Here is a 12,175-nt window from a genome sequence, read left to right on the forward strand (position 1 = left end):
GCTCTTTGTCACACAAATTAAAGCATTTTAAAGCTTACTTAATCTCGATCTGGCGACTTTGCACTTTAGCCTCCTCGCGTTTAGGGATATTAATGCATAATACCCCGTTTTCGTACTTAGCTTCTATGCCATTTTCATCGGCCGAATCAGGCAAAGTAAACGACCTAACAAACGAATTATAGCTGAACTCACGCTTTTTGAAGTTACGCTCAGTCGCTTCGTTTTGCGAAGTTTGTTCTACCGAGATGTTGAGCAAATCTCTTTCCAGTGAAAGCTTAAAATCTTCTTTTTTCAAACCTGGCGCAGCCAGTTCCACATGATAGTGATCTTTGCTTTCGCTGATGTTAGCAGCCGGAACACGGCTCATCATACGGTCTGAAAAAAATGTGTCGTTGAAGATGGAATCAAACACATCGTTAAGGCCAGGCATCAGGCCAGCTTTCTTGTTGTTGAGGTTGGGATTAAATTTAACCAGTGTCATAGGTCTTTCCTCCTTAAATTGATTTTTTAATGATTAAAACTTACAATTAATTAAACTTGAACTTCACGTTCGGAAAGGTTATATCCAACAAAATGCCAAACCTTAAAATCACGTTTTCCGACCGGAATAGGCACATAAAAGCTGAAAAACTTTCAGTAATCCTGAATTTTTTTCAGTGAAAAAATGTCAAAAGTTCAGTGAACGATGCTGTCAAAGTACTCAGATCATTTTGAGCGATGCGCTGTTTCTGATGAAGGTCGTTTTAATTTCCGGGAACTGTTTTTTCATCCAGTCGGCCATATATTGCGAGCCCCATTCCTCACTGGCAATATGTCCCAGGATAATCATGGAAAGTTGTTGCCCGGATTCACGGGCATCCCTGATGTATTCTGCAGTTTCCCATTCCGATACTTCACCTGTTACCAGTACGTCGGGCTTATTTTTTCCCAGTGCGGTAATCTGCCTGGTGCCGGCAGCTCCGGGCATTAACAATACCTTTTTGCAGGATTGATCTAAATCTCCCACATACCTTACCGAAGGTAGCTGTAGTTTTGTTTTCAATTCGGCGATTAAACTTTTTAAACTTAACGCTGGTGTTAATGTATAGACCGCCTGATCCAGGTCGCCATACTTTTGCCAGCCTAGCTTTTCGACCAAGGGCTTCCGCACACCGTCAGGATGAATGCTGTGGATGTAATCATGATTACGCCAAACGGCGATGTTATTTTTTGCAAGTAGCTCAGCCTTATACTTGTAAACGTTATCCGTTTCCAGCCATTGTATAGCATCCGCATGGTTGTAAAATGTAGGTTCGTGGGCGATGATGAAGTTGGCGCCAAGCTTTATTGCCTGTTTAATTACCGCTATTGTGGGAAACATACAGGTGACAACGCCTGTTACCAGGATTTCGCGATTACCAGATTTAAGCGTATCTACTGTATTGGCTATCGCAGCACCCGGCACTTGTTTGATAAAATCATCCATAATCTCACCTACCGTAACTTGTTTGGCGCTTAACAGTCTATCGGCAAAACTAAACAGGGGAGAAGAAACTAGTAGCGTGCTACCCGCTACTGTGGCGATGTTCTGGATAAACTTTCTGCGCCCTGGCATCGGGAAGTTCTGGTTATCGTTCATAAGGCATTTGGTTGAATACCTAAAGATATTTATTTTATCGAATTACTAGCTCACGATCCGAGATTGCTAAGAGGGAACTACTTGATTCCTTTAAATTTTCACGTTAATTAAACTCAGATAATCTTAATTCGAATGGGCCCCTTGATGTGCTCAACATCTATGGGCAATCCTTTCTGTGTTATCACGACTTTCCCTTGGTTATGCAAATTTACAGCCACGTCAACTACCTCTTGCATATGCTTGCGCCAATCATCGGGAAATAGCATACGGGCAATTTCTGATGGGCAGGTGCTTTTATCAGGGCCGCGCTCTACAGCTTTATGAAGAATAGTTTCTGATATATCATTGTGTTCTTGCATAGATAGAAAACAAATAAATACAGATAATGCTTTGAATATCTGCTTCTCCTACACTTTTCTGATCGCAAATACTTTCAACAAATCAAGACTTAATTTGTAGTTGTTATACTTCAGAGGCTGTCAGCATTTGCACGATGAGGGTAGTTGTAAATTATAAAAAAAGATTATGTTCATCATTTGGAAAGGATACGGATTTCTGGTTCCATTCATAGCAGCTGCGATTATAGGTGTTATCAGTGTACTTTGTTGGCAGCTGTTTCCTAACACTGTTTTTTTAGGGCCATGTTTGGGTAGTTCCGGCGCTGCGGCAGCAGTTTGGATTATTGGGAACAAATTCAATTCACCGGCAAAAAACCGGGTGATGATTGATAAGGCGAGTGGCCAGGAATTTTTGTTTAAGCCAGATCACTCTCTGTTTTTTATCAAGATGCAATACTGGGCATTCTTATTCGGCGCTGTTGCCCTGTTCCTTTTATTGGCAGCTATTTTGGCTCCTAAATAAAAGTTCAGCATCACGTGAAGTGTAGAAATGATAATTGACTAAAACATAAAACCGATGAGATTTACTCCTGAACTACTAAGCCAGCTGGAACAAAATAACGAGCTAAAGAAATCTTACGCTTCCCAAGGTAGCTTTGGACAAAACAGGTTGATCGCGCTACCTGTAATTCTGGGTTTTTTTGCTGCGTTTGGCGCTTACGAATTTTATGACCTTTCAAAGGCTGACCCTGACTATAAAACCTATGTGATTATATGTGCGCTTGTGGTAGTGGCTTGCTTGGTTGCAGTGGTTTTTATGCAAAAGAGCGCTAAAAAAGGCGTCATGGAGAATTTGGATGATGTGAAAGTCTGCATTGCTAAGAAGATAGCCGGCAATGATAGCACTGAAGTTTACTATAGCATTTATACTGTGGGAAGCAAGCGACACGACACTGAATTTATTGAAAGCGTAGCTTACAAAATTTTCAACGCCGACCTGGTGGAGAACAACCCAAAGTTAAGAGCCAAAATAAATGACCTGTTTAAACCAAATTTAGAAGGAATGAATGCCACGCCTGTCCTTCTTCCTGTTGAATTTACTTTTGGTGAAGAAGTGTACAAGAAAGAGTTTAAGTTCGCTTCAATTGACGGCCAGATGAAAGCAAATATTGTGGAGAATGAAGACCGGTTTATTGTATTGTCTTTCAATAACAGGGGCGTAATTCCTTTGCGGAGTTTACAATAGGGTAAAATGATCTTAAGTAGTAGTTCTTATTTTTTAAACTGATTTAGAAATAGGGTGGAACCTAATTCTGGTTACTTATATCTTTTCAAAGTTTCTGATTGATTATTCGAATTATTTACTTTGAAGAATCTACTATGAATGCGCTCCTTCTTCAATTCTTGTCAGGATGTCTTGGACCATACTTATTCCTGTAGGAGTAGAAAATAACGATAACGGACTTTCACCATGCAAAGCCTTATTAGGTTTAGAAAGCCATCTTTGAACCTTTTCTTTATCATTGAATACTTTGTATGAGTGCTGAAGAGCTTTTGCAATTTCAATAACTAACGAAGACGTTATTTTACCAAGTTTCTCATCGTCCTGTTTTCTTTGATAGGTCTTAATAGAGATATTCAAAATATCTTCCACGAAATTCTTTTTAGTCATACCAGTAAAACTTATCACTGATTCTGCTGAGGCTTTACTGAGGCCAGTTTTGGACAGTAATATAAGGTCGTAATAATTTTTGAACAGGAGCTTGCCACCAAGGAAATCGCTGAAGCTCGGGATTTGTTTGTTTTTGTGATCTAGTTCCATGTGCAATGTTATCAAAAATTCGAATATTGTAGCAAATAACAATGAAAGGTCTTTTACACTATTAATCCTTGATCCTCCTAGCGGATTCCTCTATGATCGATTTAAATCTTGCGATGAGCAATGGGAAACCCTCATCAATCCAAAAATCACAATCGATCTTGCCTCTCGACATACCATGACCTGGGTCAAACCGTGGAATGTATATTATTTTACCTCGTCCAAATGGTTCACCAATACTATTTGCTGCCTTGATGTACAAGGCACGTTCAAATTCCTGTTCATCATTAAAAGTCTGGTGCCCACTGAACTCTTTTTTGAGTTCCTGCCAGAGCATAGGATCACCGCGTAGTCCCCATCTTTGTGGTTCTGGTTCGAAAATAGAGTTGATGCTTGCTTCCATATTGCTTTGCTGATAATTTAATACGTTGTTGGTAAAAATACCATAGATTCACAGGGTATACCTCATTTCATTGAATATGCTCGAGGTCAATTTATAATCACTGTTGCATTGTTCTCATAGCGGCTGCGGTAAACGTAAAGCAGTTGCGTTAATTTTATGCGGCTGATCGCATATAGCGTGAGTTTCAGATCTTCACTCCCGTTGTTATAATCAAAGCATAAGAAGCTTGATTGCGCCCCCCTGCCTGTTGAGCGTAGGATAATTCTTTCATTTCTGATATCTTCCCAGGAATGAAAACCTGACTGAACCGTTTGTATACCCTTGTTTCCGATAATCAATACCGGCTTCCGGATGAGCATATCCCGGATATACAGGAACATCGTATAAAAAAGCGCAAGTATTAATCCACCGGATAAAATACGTCCGAACCACCCGATATCGCTTGGCGCATCAAGTAATACGATGGTTGCTAAACCTATTCCCAACAATTGAAAAATAAAGTTGAAAAGCCAATGCCCCCAGGAAATTCCTATAACGGTTTCATTAGGTACAGCAGGATCATCAACAAACTTTCCTGGGTTTTTAAACTTGTCTTTTAAAGTTATCCAGGTTGCGCGGTCTGCCGGCGTTGTAGAAATTAAGCGTCCAACTAATGAATTGTCGTCAAAATACAGCCCGGCAAGTTGAGCGTCCTTTTGTAATTCATGCACGTCGCCGCAGTTTGCGAAGGCCCATAATTTCCAGGTAATCATGTTTTTACTCCAATACCGGAAGGGCAAGTAAACAAAAAGCAGAAAAGCCAGTAAGGTTATGCATGCCACAATCAACAACGCATTACGTGATTGATCGCTATAATTAATGACGATCAGGCTGAGTAACGCGAGCGGCCCTACGCATATAAAAGCGCCAACAAGCAATACTATGCGGGGCAGGCGCAATTGTTTTCGCCCTTGTTCAATTGCTTGCTGTACAGTCAGTGTATATTCCATTGGCGATAAAATTGCTTGCAGTAGCTAACAATACTAATCGGGACCTTGTTTTAAACGGATAAAGTGGGCAAAATATGCTATTCAACCACTCCTTATTTTGAGGCTTAGTGATAGGAATAACGAAATTGGTTACGTCCTTCTGCCACCCTTAATTTGCCTCAAATTCCATGCGGATGGTAATAGAGCCTGTTTTGCTTTTGCTCGAAGTATTAAAAGCTCCACCATAGCTGAAATTCTCATTCGAATCTTTTCCAGTAATCTGGAATACGCCCATGGATGCCTTCTTCAGGTTGCCTAAAGCGCTGCCGGCATTTTCGGCAATAGTCTGGGCTCTTGCTTTAGCGTCGGCGCTGGCTTGAGCCAACAATTCCATTTTTACTGCTTTAAGATTTGAATTATAGAAATCCGGTGGTGTTGAACTGAACTCAACTCCTTCTTCAATTAATTCCGTAGCCTGCCGCGAGATTTGATCTGTCTCATTAACGCGCTTGGATCGAACCGTAACGCTCTGTTGCAAGGTATATCCTGAAAACACCTGACCGGTAACTCGTCCATTTGCATCTGAATTCTGGCTGAAATTTTTGGTGATAGTTACCGCAGAAAACTCCATCTCCGGATCGTTCACACCTTTTGCTTTTAAATACGTTCTGATCTTTTGTTCATCTGCTTTTAAACTGGCATAAGCACCTTTTAAATCAATGGCGTTGCGTTGGTAGCTACCTGTCCAGACCGCTAAGTCACTGCCGAAATCTTTTTCAGCAAGTCCGGTTACTACGATCGTCTCTTGTGCTTTAGAACGGTACTTGTAAGCACTGGCTATAACGGCGCACGCGATTACGAAACAAAGCCCAATAATGATGGCATTAACAGCTGATTTCATAGCATAGAGGATTTAATCAAATATACATTTTATGTATATAATATACTGCCGTTAACACGATATTTATAGTCTTAAGCTCCTATCCAAAACTATCAACCCGCACAATTGTTGATCAGCTATCCGCTAAAATAAAAGGACTACCGAACGAAAACCTCTTGATCATGAACAAATTTGCCCGCTTGCTCTTACCCATATATTGCTGCTGTTTAACCACGATGTGTTTAACTTCCTGTGAGCAGAAACCAAAGAAGGCTGCGGTTGTAGTCAAAAGCAAGCAGGTGCAAAAGTTGAAAGCTGATACGGTAAGTCAGGAATCTAAAGTGATAGATCTTATTCTGGATCTGGAAGAGGTGAGAAATAGAACCCAGGGAGTAGAAAAAGAAAGTCAAGGAAAAAGAACTTTAGCGACCTATGTGGAAAGCCCTCCAACTCGAGAAGATCCAAACTATTGGGTAAAAGTAGCAGAAGATAACGGTTATGCCTATGTGACGTATTATACTTTTACGGTAAACCCTAAGGATTACAGTATCAGCTTTTATGAGCCTATTGAGGGTAACCTGATCACCTTAGCTGAGTGGCGAAGAACAGTTCCGTTAACAGATAGGTAGTTGGATGAACATAAACATGGTCATGAGCATGTGTCCAGTTTTTTCCATAAAATGGACACGTTGTGCTGATGTGTCCATTTAGCACTCGTTGCGGCAAAAATTTTGAGCCAGGCTAAAGAGGGTAAAGAAGTATTTTATATCAATGATGATTTTTTACAAATTCTGAAAGGTTAACTGCAGGGTATAATGCTTAGCGTTGATAACTTATCAAAGTGTTTTATATCTCAGAATATGGAAGAGGCGAGTGAGTGGCGACGTATGGGTCCGTTGAAAGATAGTTAGTTGGGTTATGTCGTGTAGAGCCCATCATTGTGTTATGATACAAATACAATTGGAGTAATTCAGTGCTATAATTTATGTAGTTCGACGGATAATGGTAATGAAGGGCTCTTAAATTTATAAATGCTCACGGTGTATATGTCTTTCGCAAATAGCCAATAACTGCTATCACTATTCTCATGCTGCTCTTTTATTTTAAACCCGGAGCTTTTCAGTTCTTCAAGCAGTTGATGGCAGGCAGTGACAGGTATAATTTCCAAATGCACCATCTGAAAAACACTATCCTTGTCTTTCCACTGAGATTTTGTTAACGATACATCCAGGATTGAATTTTTAAGCCTCATCATGGTAATTCGTTGCCCATAGGTAGTTTCAGACGAATGCTCTTCAAATCCCTTTCCTTTCATGACTTCCAATGTTTTGTCATGGCTCATATCTGCAATGGAAATCATCTCATTAATACTAGGTGACCATGGTTTGGTAGCTCCAGCTTGACATCCATAAAGCAAAATCATTACGTAAAATAATAAATGCAGTCTCACATGTTTACCCGTGGGAAGTTCTTTGAAACAGGGATGGTGTTTTATCGAGCTTCTGAAGTGTCCGATAGGTAGTTCATTAAATGATGACATTGATTGAGGACCTATATTGATGAGTTGCAAATGTCCGAAGCAGAAAAAAAGTTATTTAGAAATAATCAACAGATTAACACTACTAACAAGGTGTGAAGTATTCATATCTGCACAATTTGTCGTTTACAAAATAAAAATAAACACTATCGTCGGATTTGCCGTCAGTAATATGTACAACTTCAATTATTTGATGTGGCCCATTCATTATCGCTAGTACTGATGATGGAGTATTTCTCCTTGTCAATATCTCATGTTTAGATTGACCTGAGATTTTTAAAAATGATTTTAACGAAGTCTCGGAACTTATATTGACACCATTATAAGATATTTTGTATTTTAAAAATGGAGAAAAATTAATGTCCTTTATAACATAATTTGACGTCTTATGCCCGATGAAATTTACTGAATCATATTTTAGGACGTAATAAACAACATCATCATAATCATCCCAGCCGCAATCATAATGCGGGGCAAAAACAACTTTTGGCTTTCCAAGCGTTTTTATGATATTATCTTTTGAACTAAAAAGCGACAGTCCATTTATTTTAATTGCATCTTGGGTGGAGACATTATTACTATACGATGAACTGAAAGTAAATAGTGAGATTATTAGAAGTATAGTGTTCATATGGGTAATCTTATAATGTAAATATAAGGAAATACTTGATCTTATAAGAGTAATAATTATTACACTAACGCGATATCACATAGTTAGGGTTAGAATACCTAACCTTTATTTTTTTTAAAATTTCAAGATTGCTATAAGGCTATTGTAGAAGATTGAAATAGTAGTATTTTTTGTTTTTATTATTAATGGAAGATACATTATAGTTAAATCTCTGGCTAATATCAAAGTTTCATTAACGTGACATTAAATTTTAATGATGTGAATTTATCGCACATTGATTATTTCATATTTTTATTTGCTTGCTATATCTTATCGGCTTGATCTTCAAAATATGAATACATGCATTATAATTGCGAAAATTTCAGATTCCTTGGAATCTTTGAAAAAATATGTTAATTACAATCCAACTTTATATCTGATAAATACCTTTACAGACTCCGAGTCGGCTGTTGAAGAAATTCTTAAAAGTAAGCCTTTTGACATACTACTTTTGGATGTGGAAATGTATCCATTAAGCGGTTTTGATCTTGTAAAGATATTAAGACATAAGATTCGAAAGTTTGTATTTATGAGTGATGATAAAAAGTATAGTTATGATGCCATTAAATTGGGCGCAGCAGATTATTTATGTAATCCATTTGATTATAGTGAATTTAGTACTTCGATATCCAGAGTATTATATGATTACAAAGATGATCAATATGATCAATATCTCCTGATAAAGAGCAAGGAGGACGGACTAAAAATGTATAACATCATATACTCTGATATTGTAGCTGTTGAAAGCAAACTTAATTATGTTATGATACATACGACAAACCGTAGAATTCTCACCTATATGTCATTAACTGAAATTTCAGAGATTTTATCTCGCTATCCACGGTTTGTTAAATTCAATAGAAGCTTCATTATTTCCACCTTTCATATAGACTTTATCACTGGTAACAGTTTAACTATGGTCGGAGGATTACAACTTACTGCTGGCGATTTTTACAAGGTTAATTTCGATTTGTTCGTGCAGAGCAGGCTTATAAAAAGAAGGCAAAAGTAGGCAGGTTTTACTTACAGTATTATTATAAAAGATTAGTCGCATAAATTCACTGGGGTTAAGGTGTTTTTTAACAATTTACTCTATAATACTTAATTATGTTATGCTACTTGAGCCAATTATTTGAAGCATTTCAACATAACCCAATTATAAAAATGTCAGAGCCAATATATAATTACGAAGCTTATAGCTGTTCTGATTCTCTTATAGAAAAATGAGCTTTTTATAACGAAAAAATACCTGTTCATAGCGAAAACTTGTCGTGGCCCTAATATGGCGGTAAATTGTTTTTAATTAATCATCCTCTCTTGGCCAAGAGTTAAATACTTGAACAAAAAATGAAATTTAAAAACAACTTAAAAATTGGCTTAATATTAATCCTTTTAGGTACGATATACAGCTGTAAAAAAGAGCTGTATGACCAAGCAGTAAATTCTGATATCGACAGGGCCGTCCAGACGAAAAACTTTCAAAGCGAATTCCTGAATAGGAACTACGAAAATTTTCTCCGCCAAAAAATGTCCGAAACCGAAGAGATATATTGGAAGGTCGGTTGGGACGCCTCAAAAGAGGCGAAGGTAAATGACTCAACAACCTATTATTATTATCAGTTGACGCCATATGTCCATAATAAAAAAGGCGTTGGAAATGATAAAATTGCCCAGGAAGTGAACTTAAAAAAGTTTTTATTGGTTGGTAAGACTTCCAACTTTACATTTTTTCGCATTGCGACCTATTATTTTGACTCACAAAATAAAAAGCAAGTTGTTGCAATAGGTGATAATTATTCCTTCGAAAAGTTCTCGGGCGATGTAGTATACCAAAACCTGGATTTAAAAAATAGTTCATCCGTGAGTTATTTAAAAGGTGTCAATACGATATTATCGTTGAATAAAGGCAAAACATCAGAATTAAAGCCTAATACCACTAGTTACACTGTAACGGAATGTAAAACAGTTCTCCGTTGTTCTTATGCTACAAGTTGTGGACAGGGAGCTTACGTCACTTCTACTAAAAGTGAATTTGGGTGTGTTGAACCAAACTTTATACCTAATGGATGTGCGACTTTTTCGGGATGGACGCTAACCTTCGTAGATAGTAATTATGAATGTAAAGATGTGACGTACCCGGATCCCGGCTTTCCCGGCACACCTGGCGGTGCTCCCACTAATCCTATACCTTGCCCAGGAGACCCTTTGAGCACTATGAAAATAGCTCCATCAGGCACATCGAATACCCAAGGCGGTAGATGGGGAATGACCCGCATTCATGATGACGGAACAGGTAAAGGTCACTGGGGCTTAGATATATCCGCTCCGGTTGGAACACCATTATATCCAATCGCTGAAGGCACTGTGGTAAGAATTGTTCGAAACGCTCCTACAGGAAAGATTAGTGAATCATTCGGTAACCTTATTGAAATACAAACTACACTTCCTAATGGGGATATATTGAAAACATTATATGGGCACCTGACATCCGTTCCCAATTCAATCAACGTCGGATCAAGTGTGACTTTCGGCACATTAATAGGATTATCTGGTAAGACTGGGAATGCTTGGACTGTTACCAACAAACATGTTCATATTCAAACTAAAATAAACGGCGTTAAGAAAAACCCAGAGCCGTATGTCCGCACAAAATTTACTGCCAACGGAACCCCTGTACCTAACCCTTGCTAAAAACAAACACGATGAAAAAATTAGTTATATACGTAATAATCTTAGGACTGGCAACGACATTTGTCATAGCCAAAGCAGATAGCATCCTTTTTACTTCTTATAAGAGGTCAGAAACTACTGTAAAAAATAATACCCAGATAAGGGCTGTAGAAAATGCTAATAAAAATAAGTTACAAGAAGAAATAGAAGAAGATGGGTATAATTTTGTTTCAGTTGACAGCGTCATTTTCCATGGTGGGGGCGGTGGGGTAATTAAACTGGGGGATCTTGATTCTCAGACTGCACTCATGACATTCGGCACGCCTCTCTCGCAAGAGTCCGTATATTCTGAAGTTGAGGAAGCTGATTTACTTAAATATCATTACATTGGAGCCGATTTGACCTTTTTTAATGGTGAGCTTTATGCGATTGAGGTTTATGAAGATTACTTCGGCTTCGATTTTAAACTTAGAAATGGAACAACGCTAGGAATTATCCCGGGCACAGAAATGTCTTCAATTTATGATTACTTCCCGCATTCCTCGGCCGAAATATTGGATCACCAAGTCCATTTGTTTATAAAATCGAAATCCGGTATAAAGACTGATGCTAAAATCACTTTAGGATTTGTTGATAATGACCAAGATATAACTAGATTATATTTTAGTGCCTATTAGTCAGTTATTTAATTTTGATATAGTTAAAGAAAATTGGCTACACTCGTAGCCAATTTTCTTTGATTATTTTTAGCCCGAGTCAGTTGCTTTACCACGTAATTACCTCATCTTGATTTATTAATGCTTTCAGTTGTTAAAAACTTTGGTTACTCTTCTACCTAGGCAGTTAATTACGTTAACTTTATGCCTAATATTTCCTCCTATGTTTTGTTAATCGCATCCCTATTTCTGTATTAACTTTAAGATAGTAAATTTAGATCTTGTAATTTTTTGCCGAGTTGATCATCTACAGCCAGCTTAAGGAAGTCTTCATGCAAGTTAAGCGCCCTTAGGACATTAAAATAGGCGCCCATAGACACACTAGGATTACCACGCTCAATTTTACGAAGTGTTAACCGATCTATGGCAGCCCGTTCAGCGAGTTGGATTGCAGTGATATTACGCCGTTTCCGGGCTAATTTAATATTCTCTCCAAGTTTATCCCAAATCTTTTGATATTTTGGAAAGATCACTACCTGTTTTGATTTCATAAATGAATATTATTATATCCAAATATGGAGATAAAGGATATAATAATATCCAATGCAAATAAAAT

At 38.0% G+C, this 12,175-nt stretch carries 15 protein-coding genes; 6 read left to right on the forward strand and 9 right to left on the reverse strand.

The window, feature by feature from the left end:
* Positions 1–34: 34 nt before the first annotated feature.
* The 3 genes from CLV32_RS22165 to CLV32_RS22175 form a co-directional block, all read right to left on the reverse strand.
* On the reverse strand, positions 35–481 hold the full coding sequence (locus CLV32_RS22165; protein ID WP_133559156.1) for an Hsp20/alpha crystallin family protein: 447 nt from the start codon (positions 479–481) through the stop codon (positions 35–37).
* Positions 482–700: 219 nt separating this feature from the next.
* Positions 701–1,618, reverse strand: a complete 918-nt coding sequence (locus tag CLV32_RS22170) for a Nif3-like dinuclear metal center hexameric protein (protein ID WP_208111081.1) — start codon at positions 1,616–1,618, stop codon at positions 701–703.
* Between the two features lie 113 nt (positions 1,619–1,731).
* Entirely contained in the window at positions 1,732–1,977 is a 246-nt protein-coding gene (locus tag CLV32_RS22175) for a DUF3253 domain-containing protein (RefSeq protein WP_133559157.1), read from the reverse strand.
* Positions 1,978–2,143: 166 nt separating this feature from the next.
* On the opposite strand from CLV32_RS22175, the gene CLV32_RS22180 reads away from it, so the two are divergent.
* Together CLV32_RS22180 and CLV32_RS22185 are read left to right on the forward strand one after the other, a co-directional pair.
* Entirely contained in the window at positions 2,144–2,479 is a 336-nt protein-coding gene (locus CLV32_RS22180) for a hypothetical protein (protein ID WP_133559158.1), read from the forward strand.
* A gap of 54 nt (positions 2,480–2,533) precedes the next feature.
* Positions 2,534–3,202, forward strand: a complete 669-nt coding sequence (locus tag CLV32_RS22185) for a hypothetical protein (protein WP_133559159.1) — start codon at positions 2,534–2,536, stop codon at positions 3,200–3,202.
* Between the two features lie 132 nt (positions 3,203–3,334).
* Here the strand turns inward: CLV32_RS22185 and parS are convergent, their stop codons facing one another.
* The 4 genes from parS to CLV32_RS22205 form a co-directional block, all read right to left on the reverse strand.
* Entirely contained in the window at positions 3,335–3,778 is a 444-nt protein-coding gene (parS, locus tag CLV32_RS22190; protein ID WP_133559160.1) for a type II RES/Xre toxin-antitoxin system antitoxin, read from the reverse strand.
* Between the two features lie 61 nt (positions 3,779–3,839).
* Positions 3,840–4,178 (reverse strand): hypothetical protein, encoded by a 339-nt coding sequence (locus CLV32_RS22195; protein ID WP_133559161.1) that lies wholly within the window; start codon positions 4,176–4,178, stop codon positions 3,840–3,842.
* 86 nt (positions 4,179–4,264) lie between these two features.
* Positions 4,265–5,167, reverse strand: coding sequence for a hypothetical protein (locus tag CLV32_RS22200; protein WP_133559162.1), 903 nt, complete (start codon positions 5,165–5,167; stop codon positions 4,265–4,267).
* Positions 5,168–5,315: 148 nt separating this feature from the next.
* Positions 5,316–6,047: an SIMPL domain-containing protein gene (locus CLV32_RS22205; protein ID WP_133559163.1), complete on the reverse strand. Its 732-nt coding sequence runs from the start codon at positions 6,045–6,047 to the stop codon at positions 5,316–5,318.
* A 161-nt stretch (positions 6,048–6,208) separates the two neighbouring features.
* On the opposite strand from CLV32_RS22205, the gene CLV32_RS22210 reads away from it, so the two are divergent.
* Positions 6,209–6,655 carry a hypothetical protein gene (locus CLV32_RS22210; protein ID WP_133559164.1) on the forward strand — a complete coding sequence of 149 codons (447 nt, stop codon included), beginning with the start codon at positions 6,209–6,211 and terminating at the stop codon, positions 6,653–6,655.
* Between the two features lie 347 nt (positions 6,656–7,002).
* Here CLV32_RS22210 and CLV32_RS23190 read toward each other — a convergent pair whose 3' ends face one another.
* Positions 7,003–7,368, reverse strand: a complete 366-nt coding sequence (locus CLV32_RS23190; protein WP_166642004.1) for a hypothetical protein — start codon at positions 7,366–7,368, stop codon at positions 7,003–7,005.
* 1,157 nt (positions 7,369–8,525) lie between these two features.
* On the opposite strand from CLV32_RS23190, the gene CLV32_RS22220 reads away from it, so the two are divergent.
* From CLV32_RS22220 to CLV32_RS22230, 3 genes are all read left to right on the forward strand, one after another.
* Positions 8,526–9,245 carry a LytR/AlgR family response regulator transcription factor gene (locus CLV32_RS22220; RefSeq protein ID WP_133559166.1) on the forward strand — a complete coding sequence of 240 codons (720 nt, stop codon included), beginning with the start codon at positions 8,526–8,528 and terminating at the stop codon, positions 9,243–9,245.
* Between the two features lie 335 nt (positions 9,246–9,580).
* Positions 9,581–10,924, forward strand: a complete 1,344-nt coding sequence (locus CLV32_RS22225; protein WP_133559167.1) for a M23 family metallopeptidase — start codon at positions 9,581–9,583, stop codon at positions 10,922–10,924.
* Between the two features lie 11 nt (positions 10,925–10,935).
* Entirely contained in the window at positions 10,936–11,580 is a 645-nt protein-coding gene (locus CLV32_RS22230) for a hypothetical protein (RefSeq protein ID WP_133559168.1), read from the forward strand.
* A gap of 239 nt (positions 11,581–11,819) precedes the next feature.
* Here CLV32_RS22230 and CLV32_RS22235 read toward each other — a convergent pair whose 3' ends face one another.
* A complete protein-coding gene (locus CLV32_RS22235; RefSeq protein WP_133559169.1) occupies positions 11,820–12,110 on the reverse strand; it encodes a helix-turn-helix domain-containing protein in 291 nt (96 codons plus the stop codon).
* Positions 12,111–12,175: the final 65 nt, after the last annotated feature.

This window comes from Pedobacter duraquae (assembly GCF_004362245.1).
GTDB classification, from domain to species: Bacteria; Bacteroidota; Bacteroidia; order Sphingobacteriales; family Sphingobacteriaceae; genus Pedobacter; species Pedobacter duraquae.